The sequence below is a fragment of the Streptosporangium brasiliense genome (assembly GCF_030811595.1).
Lineage (GTDB): Bacteria > Actinomycetota > Actinomycetes > Streptosporangiales > Streptosporangiaceae > Streptosporangium > Streptosporangium brasiliense.
Map to the genome: position 1 here is coordinate 610,721 of NZ_JAUSRB010000001.1, position 19,640 is coordinate 630,360.

The 19,640-nt window shown below is 72.3% G+C and carries 11 protein-coding genes and 1 pseudogene; 9 read left to right on the forward strand and 3 right to left on the reverse strand.

The annotated features are described in order from the left end of the window. Positions 1–49 precede the first annotated feature (49 nt). Positions 50–5,596, forward strand: coding sequence for a non-ribosomal peptide synthetase/MFS transporter (locus J2S55_RS02725; RefSeq protein ID WP_306857025.1), 5,547 nt, complete (start codon positions 50–52; stop codon positions 5,594–5,596). Positions 5,597–5,779: 183 nt separating this feature from the next. On the opposite strand, the gene J2S55_RS02730 is transcribed toward J2S55_RS02725, so the two are convergent. Beyond that, on the reverse strand, positions 5,780–6,307 hold the full coding sequence (locus tag J2S55_RS02730; protein ID WP_306857026.1) for a MarR family winged helix-turn-helix transcriptional regulator: 528 nt from the start codon (positions 6,305–6,307) through the stop codon (positions 5,780–5,782). Between the two features lie 112 nt (positions 6,308–6,419). Between J2S55_RS02730 and J2S55_RS02735 the strand changes: the two are divergent. The 3 genes and pseudogenes from J2S55_RS02735 to bla form a co-directional block, all read left to right on the forward strand. Further along, a pseudogene (locus J2S55_RS02735) lies at positions 6,420–6,773 on the forward strand (EamA family transporter); the annotation flags it as partial. 451 nt (positions 6,774–7,224) lie between these two features. Next, positions 7,225–8,439 (forward strand): MFS transporter, encoded by a 1,215-nt coding sequence (locus J2S55_RS02740; RefSeq protein ID WP_306857028.1) that lies wholly within the window; start codon positions 7,225–7,227, stop codon positions 8,437–8,439. 280 nt (positions 8,440–8,719) lie between these two features. Continuing rightward, a complete protein-coding gene (gene bla, locus J2S55_RS02745; protein ID WP_306857029.1) occupies positions 8,720–9,727 on the forward strand; it encodes a class A beta-lactamase in 1,008 nt (335 codons plus the stop codon). A 75-nt stretch (positions 9,728–9,802) separates the two neighbouring features. On the opposite strand, the gene J2S55_RS02750 is transcribed toward bla, so the two are convergent. Next, positions 9,803–14,500, reverse strand: a complete 4,698-nt coding sequence (locus J2S55_RS02750; protein ID WP_306857030.1) for an ATP-dependent helicase — start codon at positions 14,498–14,500, stop codon at positions 9,803–9,805. Positions 14,501–14,632: 132 nt separating this feature from the next. Between J2S55_RS02750 and J2S55_RS02755 the strand changes: the two genes are divergently transcribed. The 3 genes from J2S55_RS02755 to J2S55_RS02765 all read left to right on the forward strand — a co-directional run bounded on the left by J2S55_RS02755 (position 14,633) and on the right by J2S55_RS02765 (position 16,814). Further along, on the forward strand, positions 14,633–15,970 hold the full coding sequence (locus tag J2S55_RS02755) for a pyridoxal phosphate-dependent decarboxylase family protein (RefSeq protein WP_306857031.1): 1,338 nt from the start codon (positions 14,633–14,635) through the stop codon (positions 15,968–15,970). Positions 15,971–16,050: 80 nt separating this feature from the next. After that, a complete protein-coding gene (locus J2S55_RS02760) occupies positions 16,051–16,539 on the forward strand; it encodes a VOC family protein (protein WP_306857032.1) in 489 nt (162 codons plus the stop codon). A gap of 80 nt (positions 16,540–16,619) precedes the next feature. Continuing rightward, positions 16,620–16,814 (forward strand): DUF3046 domain-containing protein, encoded by a 195-nt coding sequence (locus J2S55_RS02765; RefSeq protein WP_306857034.1) that lies wholly within the window; start codon positions 16,620–16,622, stop codon positions 16,812–16,814. Positions 16,815–16,985: 171 nt separating this feature from the next. On the opposite strand, the gene J2S55_RS02770 is transcribed toward J2S55_RS02765, so the two are convergent. Further along, positions 16,986–17,288, reverse strand: a complete 303-nt coding sequence (locus tag J2S55_RS02770; RefSeq protein ID WP_306857035.1) for a hypothetical protein — start codon at positions 17,286–17,288, stop codon at positions 16,986–16,988. A 247-nt stretch (positions 17,289–17,535) separates the two neighbouring features. Here J2S55_RS02770 and recA point away from each other — a divergent pair, with 247 nt between their 5' ends. Both recA and recX read left to right on the forward strand, forming a co-directional pair. After that, the gene (recA, locus tag J2S55_RS02775; RefSeq protein ID WP_306857036.1) at positions 17,536–18,633 is read left to right on the forward strand and encodes a recombinase RecA; all 1,098 of its coding nucleotides are present in this window, start codon (positions 17,536–17,538) and stop codon (positions 18,631–18,633) included. A 13-nt stretch (positions 18,634–18,646) separates the two neighbouring features. Then, complete coding sequence (gene recX, locus J2S55_RS02780) at positions 18,647–19,543, forward strand: recombination regulator RecX (RefSeq protein ID WP_306857037.1); 897 nt, start codon at positions 18,647–18,649, stop codon at positions 19,541–19,543. The last annotated feature ends 97 nt before the right edge of the window (positions 19,544–19,640 follow it).

Consider the following 19,640-nt stretch of genomic DNA (forward strand, 5'->3'; position numbering starts at 1 on the left):
CCCGCGGCCACGGCCCGGGGGCTCCACGCCTAAGGAATAAGGAATCCCGATGACCGAGACCGCGCTGTCGGACGCCAAGCGGGCGCTGCTCGCCCAGCGGCTCCGGCGCCGGGAGGAGTCCCGGACCATCACGGCCCGGGCCCCGGGGACCGCCCCGCCCCTGTCCCACGCCCAGGAGCGCCTGTGGTTCCTGGAGCAGTACCGCCCAGGAACGACCACCTACACGGTCCCCGTCGCGGCGCGCCTACGCGGCGAACTGGACGCCGGCGCGCTGCGCCGGGCGCTGGACGAGATCGTCACGCGCCACGAGGCCCTGCGGACGCGCTTCCTCACCACCGAGGACGGCACCCCCGAACTCGTGGTCGACGACCCCCGGCCGGCGGAGCTGCGCGTCACCGAGGCGGCCGATCTGGACGCCGCGATCGAGCTGCTCGACGCCGACCTCGCCACCCCCTTCGACCTGGAGCACGGCCCGCTCTTCCGGACCGTGGTGGTCCGGCTCGCGCCGGACGACCACGTGCTTCTCATCGCCGCGCACCACGCCGTCATCGACGGCTGGTCCACCGATGTGATCATCCGTGAGCTACTCGCCCTGCACGACGGCGCGGTCCCGCCGCCCGCCCCGGTCGGCTACGGCGACTACGCCCTCTGGCAGCGCGGGCGCGACCACCGCCGGGAGATCGACCACTGGCGGGACCGGCTCGCCGGCCTGCCGGCCATCGAGCTCCCCACCGACCGGCCACGCCCGGCCGAGCAGGGCCACGCGGGGGCCGCCCTCGACGTCCGGCTGGACGCCAACCTCACCCGGCGGCTCACCGAGCTGGGCCAGGCCGCCGGCGCCACGCCGTACATGACGCTGCTGGCCGCCTTCCAGGTGCTGCTGGCCCGCTACTCGGGGCAGTCGGACTTCGCGGTCGGCTCCCCGGTCGCGGGCCGTGGCCTGCCGGAGCTGGACGGCGTCGTCGGCATGTTCGTCAACACGCTCGTGCTCCGCGCGGACCTGGCCGACGACCCGCCGTTCAGCGTGTTCCTGGAGCGCACCCGCGAGACCGCGCTGGACGCGTTCGCCCACCAGGAGCTCCCGTTCGACCGGCTCGTCAACGAGCTGAACGTGGTCCGCGACGTGAGCCGGTCACCGCTCGTCCAGGTCACGTTCGCGCTGCAGAACTTCAAGGCAGGCGAGGAGGACGGCCGGGTCTCCTACCTCGCCCTGCCGGCCAGGACCACCCGCTTCGACCTGGGCCTCTACCTGTTCGAGAGCCCCGACGGGCTGGTGGGGAACCTCACCTACAGCACGGCCCTGTTCGACCCGGAGAGCATGGAGCTGCTGGCGTCCCGGTTCGAGACGCTGCTGCGGTCGATCGTGGCGGACCCGCGGACGCGGGTCGGGGAGCTGTCCCTGCTCTCCGAGGAGGAGCGGGAGCGGGTCCTGGGTTTCGGGTCGAGCACCGCCCCCGCCCCCGCCGGCCACGACCTGCTCCACGACCTCGTCACCGCGCAGGCCGCGCTGACCCCCGGCGCCACCGCCGTGGTCTGCGGTGAGGAGTCCCTCACCTACGCCGAGCTCGACGACCGCTCCACCCGGATCGCCGCCCTGCTGAGGAGCCGGTACGGCGTCGGCCCCGACACCCGGGTCGGCGTCTTCCTGGAGCAGTCCACCGACCTGGCGGCGGCCGTCATCGGCGTCATGAAGGCGGGCGGCTCCTACGTCCCCCTCGACCCCAAGCAGCCCCGCGACCGGCTGGCCCACATGCTCGGCGACGCCGGAGCCGTCGCCGTCGTCACCACCTCCTCCCTCCGTGACCTGGTCCCCGGGACGCCGGTCGTCTGCCTGGACGAGGAGGCCCTGCGGGACAGCGCGTTCGAGGCGCCCGCGGTCACGGCGGACCACCTGGCGTATGTGATCTACACCTCGGGAACGACCGGGCGGCCCAAGGGCGTCGGGGTGCAGCACCGGCAGGTGCTGAACTACCTGGCCGGGGTCAGGGAGCGGTTCGAGGTCGAGCCCGCGGCGGTCTACACGCTGCTGCAGTCGCTCTCGTTCGACTTCGGGGTGACGATCTTCTACCTGTCGCTCATGACCGGCGGCGAGCTGCACCTGGCCGACCCGCAGTCGCCGGTCGAGGAGCTGGCCGGGCAGCTCGGCCGTACCGACTACCTGAAGATGACCCCCTCCCACCTCGCCTCGCTGCTGTCCGACCCCGACGTCACCGACCCCGCCGAGCTGCTCCCGCGCAAGCTGCTCGTCCTCGGCGGCGAGGCGTCCAGGTGGAGCTGGGCGCGGGAGCTGAGCGCGCACACCACCGTGGTCAACCACTACGGCCCCACCGAGGCCACGGTCGGCATCTCCACCCACGCCGTCACCGGCGAGGCCGAGCGGGCGCTCAACCTCCCGATCGGCCGGCCGCTGCCCGGCGCCAGGGTCTACGTGCTGGACGAGCATCTGCGGCTGGTCCCGCCCGGCATGACCGGTGAGATCTACCTCGGCGGCGACCGGCTCGCCCGGGGCTACCTCGGGCAGCCCGGCCTGACGGCCGACAGGTTCCTGCCCGACCCGTACGGCGGGCCCGGCGCGCGCATGTACCGGACCGGCGACCTCGGCCGCTGGCTGCCCTCGGGGGACCTGTGCTTCCTCGGCCGCCGTGACCTCCAGGTGAAGGTCCGGGGCTACCGGGTGGAGCTGTCGGAGATCGAGTCGGTCCTCACCGGCCGGCCCGGCGTCGCGCAGGCCGTCGTCGAGCTGCGCGGGGACCGGCTGATCGGCTACCTCGTCGGAGAGCGGACCAGCGTGAGCGAGCTGCGCGCGGCACTCGGCGAGCGGCTCCCCGAATACATGATCCCTGGGCGGTTCGTCTGGCTGGACGAACTGCCGCTGAAGTCGCACGGCAAGGTCGACCGGGCCCGGCTGCCCGAGCCCGACGAGGAGCGGCCGGACCAGGAGGCCGGGTTCGTCCCGCCGGAGACGCCGGTGGAAGAGGCGATCGCGGCGGTGTGGGCCCAGGTGCTCGGCCTGGTCCGGGTCGGCGTGCTGGACGACTTCTTCGACCTGGGCGGACATTCGCTGCTCGCCGCACAGGTGGTCGCCCGCCTGCGGAAAGCTCTTCCCGCAGGCGGGCGCCAGGTCAGCATCCTGGACCTGTTCAAGCACCGGACCGTCCGCGAGCTGGCCCGGCTCGTCGAGGCCGGTGACGACGGCCCACGCATGCTCCTGCACCGGCTCACCCCGGCCCGCACCGCCACCTCGACCCTGGTCTGCGTGCCGTACGGCGGCGGCAGCGCGGCCATCTACCAGCCGCTGGCCGACGCCATGCCCGCGGGCTGGGCGCTGCACGCGGTCGCCGTCCCCGGCCAGGAGATGGGCCTGGTCGAGGAGACCCGGCCGGTGGCCGAGGTCGCGCAGGGCTGCGTGGAGGAGATCCTCGACGGGATCCGGGGGCCGCTGGCGCTGTACGGCCACTGCGGACTCGGCGTCATGCTGACCGTGGAGATCGCCCGGCGTCTGGAGGCGGCGGGCCGGCCGGTCGAGGCCATCTACCTCGGCGGCATCTTCCCCTTCGCCCGGCCCGCCTCGACGCTGGCCTGGCTGTCGAACCTGACCGACCGCCTCCGCAGCGACCAGGTCTGGGCCAACGCCCTCCAGGCCGCCGGTCTCGACGTCGAGGACCTCGACCGCGACCAGCTCAAGCTGATGATCGACAACCGCCGCAAGGGCACCAAGGAGGCCGAGCGCTACTTCACCCGCCTGTTCGCCGAAGGCGTCGAGCCGCTCAGGGCGCCGATCATCTCCGTGGCGGGCGAGCGCGATCCGGCCACCGAGTTCTACCAGGAGCGCTACCGCGAGTGGCATCTCCTCACCGACTCCACCGCCGTGGTCGTCCTGGACGAGGCCGGTCACTTCTTCCTGAAGTACCGGGCCGAGGAGCTCTCCGCCATCGTCACCGGCACGCACCGGGCCATCGCCTCCGGCGAGACCGCCGCGCTGGGCCGCACGGACCGGTCCACCTGGTGGCTCGGCGGGGTCTCCGACCAGAGCGCGACCGGCCGGGCCACGGCCGTCCCGGACGTCCCCGAGCAGGCCGCGTCGGAGGTCCCCGAGCAGGCCGTATCGGACGTCCCCGAGCGGGCCGGGCCTGTCCCGGCCGGACCCGGGCGGGCCGTCCCCGAGCAGGCCGGACCCGGGCGGGCCGGGCCGGGAGGCGGGGCGGTCCCGGTCGGGGGGCGGGGGCCGGAGCCCAGCATGAAGCGGTTCGCCACGGTGGCCGCGGGGCAGCTCGTCTCGATCGTCGGATCGTCGCTGACCGAGTTCGCGGTCCCGCTGTGGATCTACGTCACCACCGGCTCACTCGCCAGGTTCGCCCTGTTCTCGGTCCTCGCGCTGGTCCCCGGCATGCTGGTCTCCCCGATCGCGGGCGCCCTCGTCGACCGCTACGACCGGCGCAAGGTCATGCTCGCCGGAGACGCCGGCGCGTTCGGTACCCAGCTCGCCCTCGGGATCCTGCTGTGGACCGGCAACCTGGAGGTCTGGCACATCTACCCGCTGCTGGTGCTGCTGTCGGTCGCGCTCACCTTCCAGCGCCTGGCCTACAACTCGGCCGTCCCCCAGCTCGTCCCCAAACGCTTCCTCGGCCACGCCAACGGCGTCGTCCAGATGGTGACCGGCACCGCCCAGCTCGTCGTCCCGCTGGTCGCGGTCGGCCTGATGGCCGTGATCGGTCTGGAGGGCATCCTGGTCCTGGACGTCGTCTCCTACGCCTTCGCGATCGCGGTGCTGCTCCTGGTCCGCTTCCCGAAGACGATGGCCTGGAAGCGCAGGGAGTCCCTGGTCTCCGAGATGGTGGAGGGGTGGAGGTTCTCCTGGGGCAGCCGGGGCTTCCGCGGCATGCTCTTCTTCTTCGCGGTGCTGAACGTCTTCCTGTCCCCTCTGTTCCTGCTCATCTCCCCGCTGGTCCTGGGCTTCGCCACGCTGCAGGACGTCGGCCGGATCTCCTTCGCCGGTGGCCTGGGCGTCTTCCTCGGCGGGCTGACCATGACCGTCTGGGGCGGTCCGCGCCGGCGGCGACTGCGCGGCGTGCTGCTGTCCACCGTGATCCTCGCCGTCTTCTGCCTGGTCACCGGCCTCCAGCAGAACCTGGTCGTGATCGCGGTCGGCGCGTTCGGCATGTCGTTCTGGCTGACCATGCTCAACGGGGTCTACGCCACGATCATCCAGGTCAAGGTGCCGCAGCGCTTCCACGGCCGGGTCATCGCGCTCAACACGCTGATCGCCTGGTCCACGCTGCCCATCGGTTTCGGCCTGGTCGCGCCGTACGGCAGCGCCCTGTTCGAGCCGCTGCTGCTGCCCGGCGGCCCGCTGGCCGGCACGGTCGGCCTCGTGCTCGGCACCGGCGAGGGCCGGGGCGTCGGCCTGATGTACGTGCTGTTCGCGGTCGCCATCGCCGTCACCGCGCTGGTCGCGATGCGCACCCGGACGCTGTCGCGGTTCGACGTGGACGTGCCGGACGCGCTCCCGGACGACCTGGTCGGCTTCCAGACCCTGCAGCAGCGCCACGGACCGGCCGCGGAGCCGGCCGTCGAGGCGGCCGCCGTACGGAGGTGAACCGCCCGCGCCCGCCGGCCCGGTCGTAGTACGGGGTCCGCGCCCGCCGTCCTGGTCAGATGTGACGTCCGCGCCCGCCGGCCCGGCCTCCATGGGCCGGGCCGGCGGGCGTGCGCGTCACAGGGCCGCGGGCTCCCCCCCGGCGGCGCGGTGGTCCCGTCGGTCGGGCGACACCGCCGGCCGCTACTCGTCCGGCAACGTCCGGCCCAGCTTGCGCAGCAGATCGGTCAGGGTGCTCCGCTCGTCGGCGGTCAGCCCGGCGAGCAGTCGCGTCTCGTTCCGGACGTGCTGCTCGACCGCTCCGTCGATGAGCTCCTGGCCCCGGTGGGTGAGCCGGATCAGCCGGCCCCGCGCGTCGTCCTCGGCCGCTCGGCGACTGACCAGCCCGGCGCGTTCCAGCCGGTCGATCCGTTTGGTCACCGCTCCCGAGGTGACCATCGTCGACTCGCGCAGCTCGCCGGCGGTCAGCTCGAAGGGAGGGCCGGAACGGCGCAGCGTGGCGAGCATGTCGAACTCGCCCCTGCCCAGGTCGTAGCGCTCGAAGACCCGGCCCAGCCGCTCGTCCAACGCCCAGTGCAGGCGGGTGATGCGTCCGATCACATGCATCGGGCTGGGGTCGAGGTCGGGCCGCTCCCGGCGCCACTGGCCGACGATGCGATCGACCGCGTCGGCGTCGGTGCGCGAGGCGAAGGAGTCGATGTCCTGAGGCATGGTTTGACTATACCTTCCATGGAAAATAATGTAACTTCCATGGAAACTAACCGGCTGTCGCCTGGCGCCGGCGACTTCGGCGACCGGTGATTCGACACGGAGGCGGTGTGGCATAAAGAGCGACCGGCAACTCCTCACCGCGGGTGTGACGGCGCTGGCGCCGGCGATCTGGGGCAGCACCTACCTGGTGACGACGGAGTGGTTGCCGCCGGACCGTCCCCTGCTGGCCGCCACCGTGCGGGTGCTTCCCGTGGGCCTGGTCCTGCTGGCCTACGCCCGCACGCTGCCGACCGGGATGTGGCTGTGGCGCGTCCTGGTGCTCGGGGCGCTCAACATCGGCGCGTTCAACTTCCTGCTGTTCGTCGCGGCCTATCGCCTGCCGGGTGGTGTCGCGGGAATGATCATGGCGGTGCAGCCGATGCTCGTGCTGGTCCTGGCGGCGCTGCTCATCGGGGACAGGATTCGGTCCTCACCCTGGGCAGCCCGATCGTCGCGGCCCTCCTCGGATATCTGTTCCTTCAGCAGGCGTTGTCGATTCCGCAGCTGGCCGGGATCGTGGTGATCATCGGTGCCGTGCTGCTCGCGCAACCCCGACCGGTCAAGCCGCGAGAGCTCCACCCTGTGACCCCCTGACAGCGACGACCCCGCGGCACCCGGCACGGATCCACCGTGGACGGTGGGGGCGCTCACGACGACACCTGGGCGACCCCCGAGCGGGCCCATCGGTGTCCGGCGAAGAGATATCGGACGTCATCGCCGTCGGCCGGCCGCCGGTGGCGACGGAATCCGACGTCATCACCCACGGCTCCTCCGAGGCCGTTGCGCATCCGCGCACAGAGCTCGATGAATGCGGCCTGAAACACCGCGGTTCATCCGGCTGTCCGTAAGTCCGAAACCTGAGAAAACAGAGAGAAGAAATGGCTGCACACGATGAACACCCGCACTCGGCCCTGAGGTCGTGGCTGGGTGTCTCTATCATCACAGCGAGTCTGTTCGTCTTCGTCACCACTGAGCTGATGCCCGTCGGCCTGCTTACCCCGGTAAGCGTGAACCTGGGGATATCGGTGGGGGTCGCCGGGCTGATGGTCACTCTGTACGGCATCTCGGCCGGGTTGGGCGTCCCGTTCATCGTGGCCTGGACCAGGCGCGTCAACCGGCGCGTGCTGCTGTCCGCGCTACTGGCGATATTGGCCCTGGGAAACCTGATCACCGCCATCTCGCCGAACTTTCCGCTGGTCCTGACAACGCGGCTCATCATGGGATTCGCCAACGGGGTGTTCTGGGCCATAGGCGTGAGCATGGCGATGCGCCTGGTCCCGGAACGCCACGCGAGCAGGGCGGCCGCGGTCGCGCTGTCCGGCATCTCGATCGCCACGGTGGTGGGCATGCCGTTGGGAACATTCCTGGAGAGCCTCGCCGGCTGGCGGACCACGTTCCTCATCTGGAGCGGCCTCAGCGTGCTGGTGTTCCTCGCGGTCGCCGCCGTGATCCCGTCACTGCCGTCGGAGAACGCGGTCTCGGTCCGGGAGGTCTTCGGGCTCCCGCTCAGAAACGTGCGGCTACGTCTGGTGATCTTTGCCGTCGCGCTGTACGTGCTCGGCCACTTCGGGGCGTACACGTTCATACGGCCCTTCGCGGAGAACAACTCATCCGCCACGCCCGCCTTCGTCACCGCGCTGCTGGTGATCTATGGCGTCGGGGGCGCGGCCGGGAACTTCATCGCCGGATACACCGTGACCAAGAATCTGCGGGCCAGTTCCGTCGTCGCCTGCGCGGGGCTCGTGGTGTCCTTGCTGTTGCTGCTCACGATCGGTCACGGGCAGGTCGGTCTGATCGTCTCGGTGGCCCTCTGGGGGGTTTCCTTCGGCGCCATGAACCTGTGCCAGGTCAACATGACGCTGGCTGCCGCGCCCGACACCTTCGAGGCCGCCATGTCACTCAACACCTTGGGATACAACACGTCCATCGCGCTCGGAGCGCTTTTCGGCGGACTGTTCGCCGATCATTTCGGGGTCAGGAGCGCCTTCTGGTTCGGTGCGGCGCTGATAGCGGCTTCGCTGCTCGTCATGCTCGGCACTCGCCGCAAGATCTCACAGGCCGTCCCCGATGAAGCGCTGGCCGTCAGTGGATGAGCCGGCCCTCCGGTCCCGATGAGGGAGTGAGGGGCGCACACACAGGGCTCTCGCGCATACCGCCGGCCCGAGCCCGTGGCGGTAGCCGTAGGGGGCAGGGCCCTGACCGCCCGCGGCCCCGGTGAGCGTCCGCGGTCTCTGCGGCGAGGCCCGCCAGGGACGACGTGAGCTGCATTGATACGCAAGTCAATATCGATACTTTACTTATATCGATATTGGACATCAGTCAATCCTGTCTGATTGGCTCCGTCCATCTGCTGATCAAGAGCAAGGACACGGAATGCGACACCTTGACGCCCGCCGCCTCCCCGCGAGCCTGAAGGCGACCGGGCTGGCGATCTCCATCCTGGTGGGTGGCACCGCCTGTGGCGTGGACGCCGCCTCGGCCGACAGCCAGGCGGTCCCGCAGGCCGCGACGGCCCCGGCCGGGGCGGGGAGCGGGCAGGCCGTCCTCGACGACCTGCGGGAGCCGTCCCACCAGGCGGACGCGCGCCGGCGGCTGCGCGCGCTGGAAGCCTCCTCCGGGAGCCGCATCGGCGCCTACGCCCTCGACACGGCCACCGGCAGGATGGTCGCCTACCGGTCCGGCGAGCGCTTCCCGATGCTCTCCACCTTCAAGGCGCTGGCGGCCGCCGCGGTGCTGCAGAAGGCCCGCACCTCCGACCCGGGGCTGATGGACCGGGTCGTCCACTGGAAGGCCAGTGAGGTGAAGGCGAACTCGCCGATGACCGAGAGGCACGTGGAGGACGGGATGACCGTCGCCCAACTGTGCGAGGCCGCCATCACCCTCAGCGACAACACCGCGGGCAACATGCTGCTGAAGCAGATCGGCGGGCCGGCGGGACTGACGAAGTACCTCCGCACGCTGAAGGACCCGATCTCCCGTCTGGACCGCTGGGAGACCGAGCTCAACGACTGGAACCCCAAGGAGAAGCGGGACACCACCACCCCCGCCGCCATGGCCCGGAACCTGCGGGAAGTCACCTCCGGCAACGCGCTCGACACCAGGGACCGGGCGCGGCTGAACGCATGGCTGCGCGCGAACAAGACCGGCGACGAGCGCATCCGCGCCGGACTGCCCAAGACCTGGATCATCGGCGACAAGACCGGCTCCTCCACGAACTACGGATCCACGAACGACATCGCCGTCATCCGGACCTCCGAGTCCGCCTCCCCGCTGATCATGGCCATCTACACCACCCACCGCGCCGCCGACGCCCCCAACGACAACAAGGTCATCGCCGACACCGCCACCATCCTCGCCCGAGCCCTCGGCAAGCTCGGCTAGGAGCCCACGCGCGGTCCGGCCTCGCGCCGGACGACGCGAGGCCCGGCGGCCCAGGCCAAGATCCTCAATGGACACCTAGGCCCGCAGGCGCAGGCCCCGGGGGGTCGGGTGGAAACCGGCGGCCTCCAGCGCGGCGCCCAGCGGGGAGTCGTTGATGGCGGCGCCGTCCGCGCGTTCCACGGTCAGCTTGCCGAGGGCGCCGTCGCGTACGGCCAGCGCCAGGGCGTCCACGGCGGGCTGGAGGCGGTCGTCGTCGGAGAAGGACAGCAGGGTCTTGCCGCCGCGCTCGACGTAGAGCACCAGGTGCCCGTCGACGAGCACCACCAGCGAGCCCGCCTTCCGGCCCGGCTTGTGGGACGCCTCCCCGGGACGGCCGGGCCACGGCAGGGCCGCGCCGTAGGGGTTGGCCGGGTCGGCCGCCGCCAGCACCACCGCCCGCCGGCCGTTGCCGTCCGGCCTGCGGGTGCTCCACGGGTCGGGCACGGACGGCGCGGGCGGCGCCGAGGCGGCGCGCATGCGGTCGACGGCTCCGGGGAGGGCGAACTGGGCGCCGCCCAGCCCCTCGACGAAGTAGCCCCGGCGGCACCGGCCGCTCTCCTCGAAGGCGCGGAGCACCTGGTAGACGGCGGCGAACCCGCCGGGCAGCCGCTCGGCGGCGACCGCGCCCCGGGTCACCACGCCGTGCCGCTCCAGCAGCACCTCGGCCTGGGCCTGCGCCCGCCGGGTCGGCTCGCCCGCCGTAGCGGGCAGCAGCCACCAGCGCCCGCCCACGGTCGGCGGCCCGCTCCGGGTGGGCAGCACCGGCCGCCGCCTGCGCGTCGTGGCCGGCCGGTGGGCGGGACGGCCGGTGCCGAGGGTGGCCCGCAGCGGCGCGAGCGTGTCACCGGTGACCCGCCCGGCCCACACCAGGTCCCACACCGCCGCCGCCAGCACCATGTCGTCCGGGACCGCGCCGGCCGTCAGCGCGCCGACCCGGCCCGCCAGGTCGCGGAAGAACAGCGCGCCCCCGCCGCCGAGGACCGACAGGACGGCCTCGTGCAGCGGGGTCATGGTGATCTCGGACGGCTCGGGCATCAGCAGGGGGGCGGTGTCGGCGAAATACAGCGCCACCCAGCCGTCCCCGCCCGGCAGCGAGCCCTGCCCGGCCCAGACGACCTCGCCGGAGGAGGTCAGCTCATCCAGCAGCGACGGGTCGTATCCGGGCACCCGGGAGGGCAGGATCAGGGTCTCCAGCGCCGAGGCGGGCACCGCCGCGCCCTGCAACTGCTCGACCGCGCTCACCAGCGCGTCGATCGGCGGCCTGCCCCGCTGCGGGGCGCCGGTGATGCCGTGCCAGGCGGGGGCGAAGGCGGCCAGCGTCTCGGCGGAGACCGGCTCCACCTCCTTGCGGAGCCTGGCCAGGGACCTGCGGCGCAGCATCCGCAGCACCCCGGAGTCGCACCACTCCTCGCCCCGGCCGCCCGGCCTGAACTCCCCGCTCACCACCCGGCCCGCGGCGGCCAGGCGGCGCAGGGCGTCGGTGACGACCGCGGGGCCGAGGCCGAACCTGGCGGCGGCCGTGCCCGCCGAGAACGGGGTCCGCGTGCGGGCGTGCCTGGCGACCAGGTCGCCCAGCGGGTCGTCCACCGGCTCCAGGAAGGCGTGCGGCACCCCCACCGGGAGCGGCACGCCGAGCGCGTCGCGCAGCCGGGCGGCGTCCTCGATCGCCGCCCACTGCTCCTGCCCGGCCACCCGCACCCTGATCGCCCGCCGGGAGCTCTCCAGGCCGGTCAGCCAGGCCGGGTCACCTCCGCGCAGGCTCACGTCGGCCTCGACCAGGGGACCCTGGGCGCGGAGCAGGTCGGCCAGGTCCTCGGCGTCGCGCAGCGGCCGGTCCAGCCGGGCCAGCTCGCGCTCGGTCTCGGCGATCACCTCCGGGTCGAGCAGCTCGCGCAGGTCGGCCTGGCCCAGCAGCTCGGCCAGCAGGTTGGTGTCGAGCGCGAGCGCCTGGGCGCGGCGCTCGGCCAGGGGGGCGTCCCCCTCGTACATGAACGCGCCGACGTAGTTGAACAGCAGGGACGCCGCGAACGGCGACGCCTGGGAGGTCTCGACCTCCACCAGCCGCACGCGCCGCGCCGAGATGTCCCGCATGAGCCGGACCAGTCCCGGCACGTCGAAGACGTCCTGCAGGCACTCGCGCATCGTCTCCAGCACCACCGGGAACGAGCCGTAGCGGCCTGCCACGTTGAGCAGGTGCGAGGCCCGCTGCCGCTGCTGCCACAGCGGGGTGCGCCTGCCGGGTGTGCGGCGCGGCAGCAGCAGCGACCGTCCCGCGCACTCCCGGAACCGCGCGGCGAACAGCGCCGAGCCGCCGAGCTCCTCGGTGACGATCTGCTCGATCTCCTCCGCGTCGAAGATCGCGACATCCGTCGGGGGGCCGGAGAGCGTGTCGGGGATGCGCAGCACGATCCCGTCGTCGGAGTGCACGGCCTGGACGTCGACGCCGTAGCGCTCCCGCAGCCGCCGCCCGATCGCCAGGGCCCACGGCGCGTGGATCCGCGCCCCGTACGGCGAGTGCACCACGACCCGCCAGTCGCCCAGCTCGTCGTGGAAGCGCTCGGCCACCAGCGTCCGGTCGTCGGGCACGTATCCGGTGGCCTCCCGCTGCTCGGCCAGATAGGACAGCAGGTTGGCCGTGGCGGACCCGTCGAGCCCCGCCGCCCTGATCCGCTCCGTGGCGCCGGAGCCGGCGTCCGCGCCGGACATCTCGCGCAGGAACGCGCCGATCGCCCGGCCCAGCTCCGCCGGGCGCCCCGCGCTGTCACCGTGCCAGAACGGCAGCTTGCCCGGCTGTCCGGGCGCGGGGGAGACCAGCACCCGGTCGGCCGTGATGTCCTCGATCCGCCAGGAGGTCGCGCCCAGCACGAACACGTCGCCGGCCCGGGACTCGTAGACCATCTCCTCGTCGAGCTCGCCCACCCGCGAGGCCCGCTCCCCGACCAGGAACACGCCGAACAGCCCGCGGTCGGGGATCGTGCCGCCGTTGGTCACGGCCAGCCGCTGGGTGCCGGGCCGGCCCTGCAGGACGCCGGTGACCCGGTCCCAGACGATGCGCGGGCGCAGCTCGGCGAACTCCTCGCTCGGGTAGCGCCCGGCGAGCATGTCGAGCGTCGCCTCCAGCGCGCTGCGGGGCAGGGTCCGGTACGGCGCGGCGCGCCGTACGACGGTCTCCAGCTCGTCGACCGTCCACTCCTCCAGCGCGGTCATCGCCACGATCTGCTGGGCGAGCACGTCGAGCGGGTTGCGCGGGTAGCGGAGCTCCTCGATCTCCCCGCTCTTCATCCGCTCGGCCACCACGGCCGTCTGCACCAGGTCGCCGCGGTATTTGGGGAAGATCACGCCGCGCGAGACGGCCCCCACCTGGTGCCCGGCCCGGCCGATCCGCTGCAGGCCGCTGGCCACGCTCGGCGGCGACTCCACGCAGGCGACCAGGTCCACCGAGCCCATGTCGATGCCGAGCTCCAGGCTGGAGGTCGCGACCACGGCGGGCAGCCGCCCGGACTTGAGCGCCTCCTCGATCTGGGAGCGCTCCTCCTTCGACACCGATCCGTGGTGGGCCCGCACGATCTCCGGGACCGCGCCCTTGGAGGCGCCGGCCTGCGCCATCATCGCTGCCGGGGTGGACAGGGACGCCGGCGGCGAGGGGAACCCCTCGGCCCAGTGCGCCGGCTCCGCCGGCTGCGCGGCCCCGGCCCCGCCCGCCTCCCGCTCCCACGCCAGCTCGTTGAGGCGGGTGCACAGCCGCTCGGCCAGCCGCCGGGAGTTGGCGAACACGATCGTCGAGCGGTGACCACCGATCAGGTCGAACAGCCGTTCCTCCACGTGCGGCCAGATGGAGCGCCGGGCCGGGGGCTCGATCAGCCACTGGTCGTCGTCGCCGGAGCGGGCCGGGCGCGGGGCGCCGTCGAGCTCCGTCATGTCCTCGACAGGGACGACCACCTCGACCTCGATCACCTTCTCCGAGGGCGGCTGAACCACCGCCGCCGGGCGGGGGCCGCCGAGGAAGGCGGCCACCTCGCTGACCGGCCGCACCGTCGCCGACAGGCCGACGCGCTGCGCGGGGTGGGGCAGCAGGGCGTCGAGCCGCTCCAGGCTGAGGGCCAGGTGGGCGCCGCGCTTGGTGGCCGCCACGGCGTGCACCTCGTCGACGATGACCGTCTCCACACCCCGCAGCGCCTCGCGGGCCTGGCTCGTCAGCAGCAGGAACAGCGACTCGGGGGTCGTGATGAGGATGTCCGACGGCTTGGCCGCGAAACGGCGCCGCTCCTCCGGCGAGGTGTCGCCCGACCGGATCGCCACCGAGATCTCCGGCACGGTGAGCCCGAGCCGCCGCGCGGTCTGCCGCATCCCGGCCAGCGGTGCCCGGAGGTTGCGCTCGACGTCCACGGCCAGGGCTTTGAGCGGTGACACGTAGAGCACCCGGCACAGCCGGGCCGGGCCGCCGTCCTTGCCCGCCCGCCCGCGCCCGCCCGCGGTGCCCGGGGTGCCACCGGAGGCCGGGGCGGCGGGCCCGCCACCGGCGGCCGGGGCCATCCGCTCGGTGGCCAGCCGGTCGAGCGACCACAGGAACGCGGCCAGCGTCTTGCCGGACCCGGTGGGCGCGACCACAAGCGTGTTGTCCCCCCGGGCGATCGAGGACCACGCCCCCTCCTGGGCGGCGGTGGGCGCGGCGAAGGCTCCTGCGAACCACTCCCTGGTCACGGGGCTGAAGTGGTCGAGCGCTGATCCGGTCATCGCTCCATAGTGCATCGCCCCACCGACAGAACCGGCCGCCGGGACGTAGCCGCACGAATGGGGGAAAAGTGGTGTTAAGTGATCTTAGGCATCCATTACCCGTTTTAGCTGTTTTGTCCGCATAATTCTCGGGTGCACAGCTACGACGAGCGCCTGACGGATCTGGTCTTCTCCTACATGCGGGAGCGGCTCGCCCTTGATCCCGTCCCCCTCGACAACCCCGGCGTGAAGGACAAGCTCGACGCCGCCCTGGCCGGACTCATCACCCCCGGGGGCACCGACCCGGAGAAGGTCCTGGACGTCTACGCGACCCAGCTGGCCCCGGCGGTCATCTCCGCCGACAGCCCCCGGTTCCTGTCGTTCGTCCCGGCCGCGCCGACCAAGGCCGCCCTGCTGTTCGACATGGTCGTCTCCTGTGCCTCGCTGCAGGGCATCTCCTGGCTGGAGGCCTCCGGCGCGATCGCCGCGGAGAACCAGGTGCTCCGCCTGCTCGCCGACAGGGCGGGGATGCCGGTCGGCGCGGGCGGCTGCTTCGTCTCCGGCGGCTCGGCGGGCAACCTGTCCGCACTCGTCGTGGCCCGCGACACCGCCCGGCGCGCGCGTCCGGAGGGCCGCCTGCGCGTCGCGGTCAGCGACCAGGCGCACTCCTCGATCTCCAACACCCTGCGCATCATCGACGTGGACGCCCTCGTCGTGCCCTCCTCCGACCACCGCCTCACCGGCGAGGCCCTGCGCGCGGCGCTGGCGGCCGACCCCGACCCCTCCACCGTGGTCGCGGTGGTCGCCACCTCGGGCACCACCAACGCGGGCATCATCGACGACCTCGCCGGGATCGCCGAGGTCGCCCGCGAGCGCGGCCTCTGGTTCCACGTGGACGGCGCGTACGGCGGCGCCGGGCTGTTCGCCCCCTCGATCCGTCACCGCTACGCGGGCATCGAGCACGCCGACTCCTTCGTCGTCGACCCGCACAAGTGGCTGTTCGCGCCCTTCGACTGCGCGGCCCTGCTCTACCGCGACCCTCGCCTGGCCCGCGCCGTGCACACCCAGGACGCCTCCTATCTCGACGTCCTGCACGCCGAGGGCGACGAGTGGAATCCCACCGACTACGCCTACCACCTGACCCGGCGCGCCCGTGGCCTGCCGCTCTGGTTCTCCCTCGCGGTCAACGGCACCGACGCCTACACCGAGGCGATCGAGAAGGGGCTGACGCTCGCCCGCGAGACCGCCGCGCTGATCGACGGCTCCGGGCACCTGGAGCTGATCCGGGAGCCCGAGCTGTCGGCCGTGCTGTTCCGGCGCACCGGCTGGACGGCCCGGGACTACTACGAGTGGTCCGAGCGGCTGCTCGCCGGGCAGATCGGCTTCGTCACGCCGACCGGCTGGGAGGGCGAGACCGTCGCCAGGTTCGCGTTCCTGCATCCCGGCACGTCCATGGAGATCGTGGAGGAGATCCTCGCCACCATGGCGTGACGGCTGGGGAAGGTTCACCGCGTCCCGTCACGGAGATAGAGACCAGACGAGCATCCGACGCATTGAGCGGTGAGCCAGCGATGAGCATCGACCAGCCGGCCGTGGAGACGGCGCGTGAGCGGATCAAGGCGGAACGTCTGCGGGAGCACCGTCCACCGAGCAGCGCGAGGGGTCTGCACCACTTCGCGCTGATCTCCTCCGACGTCGAGGCGACGATCGCGTTCTATCAGGACCTCCTGGAGTTCCCCCTCACGGAGATCTTCGAAAACCGTGACCACCGGGGGTCGAGCCACTTCTTCTTCGACGTCGGCAACGGCAACCTGCTGGCCTTCTTCGACTTCCCGGGCCTGGACCTCGGCCCCTACAAGGAGGTCCTCGGCGGGCTCCACCACATCGCCATCTCGGTGGACCCGTCGACCTGGGAGCGGCTGCGGGGCAAGCTGGAGGCGGAGGGTGTGCCGCACCGGATCGAGAGCGGCGCGTCGATCTACTTCAGGGACCCCGACGGAGCCCGCCTGGAGCTGCTCGCCGACCCGCTCGGCGAGATGTACGGCTTCCGCGTCATCTGAGGCCCCGGGCGGGACTGGCCGGCGCCCCGGAGGAGGAACCGGCGGTCATGGGCGCGGCCGGGAGGGGCCACACTTGGGGGATGCGCCTGTCGGAGTTCTGGAACCGGATGAAACTACACTTCGGCGACTCTTACGCCGAGTCGTGGGCCCGTGACTACGTGATCGCCGACCTCGGCGGCCGGACGGTGAACCAGGCGCTGGCCGACGGCATCGCCGCCAAGGACGTCTGGCGGGCCGTGTGCGGGGTGTCCGACGTCCCCGCACGGCTCCGCTGAAGGGCTGCGCCGTCCGGCTGTGTCGAAGGGCTGTGTCGGAGGGGTGCGCCGTCCGGTCGTGCTGAAAGGTTGCGCCGGCCGGTCCGAGACCGCGACCGCGTTCCGAGAGTGCGACCGCGGTCCGAGACCGCGACCGGTGGAAAGGCGCCGGAGCTCTCTCGGGGCGTGCGGTCAGGAGGCGCGGTCCAGCAGCTTCCGCACCAGCTCGGCCACGTGGCCGGGGGCCTCCGCGCTCTCCTGGCCGTCTGGCGACCACAGGAAGAGCCAGCCCTCCCTGGCCGGGCTGGCGAAGACGATCGTCTGTCTCCCGCTGCCCGGATGCCACACCCAGAGCACGGGAGCGGTGGCCCCGACAATGCGTCCCACCAGCCCTCGGCCGGACAGCTCGGCGGCCAGGGCCTCAAGGCGGGCCAGGCGTTGCTGGGCGAACGCAGCGGTCACGTCGGGCACCTCGGAGTCGTTTGCCTCCAGCATCACCCCAGGTCAGCCCGGTGGCAACAGGTCCGAGTGAATGCCCGGAAATGTCGCCTCAAGGATGGGGTCGCCCTCTCCTGTGACCTGCGGCGCCCCCGGGAGCGTCCGGTGCCGTTGAGCCACGATCGAACAATCGTTCGGCTATATTGGACACGCCGCCACCCGTGGCGTGCTCTCCAGAAAATGTCGGTGGCACCCCGTAGCTTTCTGGCAACCGATTCAACCCGCGACCCTTCAGGGGGCTCCCATGGCGGCTAACGACCGCGAGAAGGCGCTCGAGACCGCGCTCGCTCAGATCGAGCGTCAGTTCGGCAAGGGCTCTGTCATGCGCCTCGGCGATGAGACCCGCGCGCCCATCGAAGTGATCCCGACCAGTTCCATCGCCCTCGACGTCGCGCTCGGCATCGGCGGATTCCCGCGTGGCCGCATCATCGAGGTCTACGGTCCGGAGTCCTCCGGTAAGACCACCGTCGCCCTGCACGCGGTGGCCAACGCCCAGCGGGCGGGCGGCATCGCGGCGTTCATCGACGCCGAGCACGCCCTCGACCCGGAGTACGCCAAGAAGCTGGGCGTCGACACCGACGCGCTGCTGGTCTCCCAGCCCGACACCGGTGAGCAGGCGCTGGAGATCGCCGACATGCTGATCCGGTCGGGCGCCGTCGACCTGCTGGTCATCGACTCGGTCGCGGCCCTGGTGCCCAAGGCCGAGATCGAGGGCGAGATGGGCGACAGCCACGTCGGCCTCCAGGCCCGGCTGATGTCCCAGGCGCTGCGCAAGGTCGCCGGAGCGCTCAACAACACGGGCACCACCGCGATCTTCATCAACCAGCTCCGCGAGAAGATCGGCGTCATGTTCGGCTCGCCCGAGACCACGACGGGTGGAAAGGCGCTGAAGTTCTACGCCTCGGTCCGGCTCGACATCCGCCGCATCGAGACGCTGAAGGACGGCACCGAGGCGGTCGGCAACCGCACCCGGGTGAAGGTCGTCAAGAACAAGATGGCCCCGCCCTTCCGGGTGGCCGACTTCGACATCCTCTACGGCGTCGGCATCTCCCGCGAGGGCGGCCTGATCGACATGGGCGTCGAGCACGGCTTCGTCCGCAAGTCCGGCGCCTGGTACACCTACGAGGGCGACCAGCTGGGGCAGGGCAAGGAGAACGCCCGCAACTTCCTGAAGAACCACCCCGACATGGCCAACGAGATCGAGAAGAAGATCAAGGAGAAGCTCGGCATCGGCCCGCGCCTCGACAGCCCGGCCACTCCGCCGCCCGCCGCTGCCGCCCCGGCCCCGGCCGCGTCCGGCCGTGGCTCCAAGGCGGCCACTCCCAAGCCGGGTGACGTCTGAGCCGGGTTGATCGATGACGACGGGACCTGACTCCGGTCCGGCCGGCGCGGCCGGGCCGCGAGACTGGGGCGCCTGGCCGGACGTGCCGGAGGCCGGCTCCTCCGGGACGGGCAGGCGGGCAGGCGGCCGGTCGCGGCGCTCCCGCCGGGGGCAGCCGGGCGCATGGGAGGCGTCCGGCCCCGACTGGGAGAACGGCCCCGCCCCATACGACGGTCCAGCCTCATACGACGGCCCCGCTCCAGAAGGCGGCCCAGCGGAAGACGCGACGGGCCGCTCCGGAGGGGAGAGCCGGGGCGGTCGTGGCTCCCGGCGTGGTGGGAAGCGCTCCCGGGGCACCTCCCGGGAGATCCTGCCGGACGGGCCGGTCGAGGGGTCTCCGGCGAGCCAGGGGCCCGCCGCGGATCCGCAGGCCGTGGCCCGGGCGATCTGTCTGCGGCTGCTGACCATGGCGCCGCGCACTCGTGCCCAGCTCGCCGAGGCGCTGCGCAAGCGTGAGGTGCCCGAGGAGGCGGCGGAGGCCGTCCTCGAGAGGTTCTCCGAGGTCGGGCTCATCGACGACGAGGCGTTCGCCGCGGCCTGGGTGAGCTCACGCCACGTCGGGCGGGGTCTCGCCCGCAGGGCCCTCGCCTCGGAGCTGCGCCACCGCGGAGTCGACGAGGACACCGTCAAGGAGGCGGTGGAGCAGCTCGACCCCGAGCAGGAGGTGGAGACGGCCCGCAGGCTCGTGGCGCGCAAGCTCGCCTCGACGCGCGGGCTGGAGCCGGCGGTCCGGACCCGCAGGCTGGCCGGCATGCTCGCCCGGAAGGGATACGGCCCCGGGCTGGCCTTCCGTGTGGTCCGTGAGGCACTTGAGAGTGAAGAGGCGGAAAATCCCGCATTTTCCGCCGAGTTGGATTACCCACCCGACTAGCGAAAGCACGCTGAGTTATTTGCCGCCGGAATTCCCCGGCGGCGGCTGCTCCGCGGGCCGGTGCCGGATCCTCGGCGCCGCCGGGGATCCGGCGATG

Coding starts and splice junctions, on each gene's coding strand:
- J2S55_RS02740 (WP_306857028.1), top strand. CDS start 7,225: ATGGCTGCACACGATGAACACCCGCACTCGGCCCTGAGGTCGTGGCTG.
- J2S55_RS02770 (WP_306857035.1), bottom strand. CDS start 17,288: ATGCTGGAGGCAAACGACTCCGAGGTGCCCGACGTGACCGCTGCGTTC.
- J2S55_RS02760 (WP_306857032.1), top strand. CDS start 16,051: ATGAGCATCGACCAGCCGGCCGTGGAGACGGCGCGTGAGCGGATCAAG.
- J2S55_RS02725 (WP_306857025.1), top strand. CDS start 50: ATGACCGAGACCGCGCTGTCGGACGCCAAGCGGGCGCTGCTCGCCCAG.
- J2S55_RS02765 (WP_306857034.1), top strand. CDS start 16,620: ATGCGCCTGTCGGAGTTCTGGAACCGGATGAAACTACACTTCGGCGAC.
- recA (WP_306857036.1), top strand. CDS start 17,536: ATGGCGGCTAACGACCGCGAGAAGGCGCTCGAGACCGCGCTCGCTCAG.
- J2S55_RS02750 (WP_306857030.1), bottom strand. CDS start 14,500: ATGACCGGATCAGCGCTCGACCACTTCAGCCCCGTGACCAGGGAGTGG.
- bla (WP_306857029.1), top strand. CDS start 8,720: ATGCGACACCTTGACGCCCGCCGCCTCCCCGCGAGCCTGAAGGCGACC.
- recX (WP_306857037.1), top strand. CDS start 18,647: ATGACGACGGGACCTGACTCCGGTCCGGCCGGCGCGGCCGGGCCGCGA.
- J2S55_RS02730 (WP_306857026.1), bottom strand. CDS start 6,307: ATGCCTCAGGACATCGACTCCTTCGCCTCGCGCACCGACGCCGACGCG.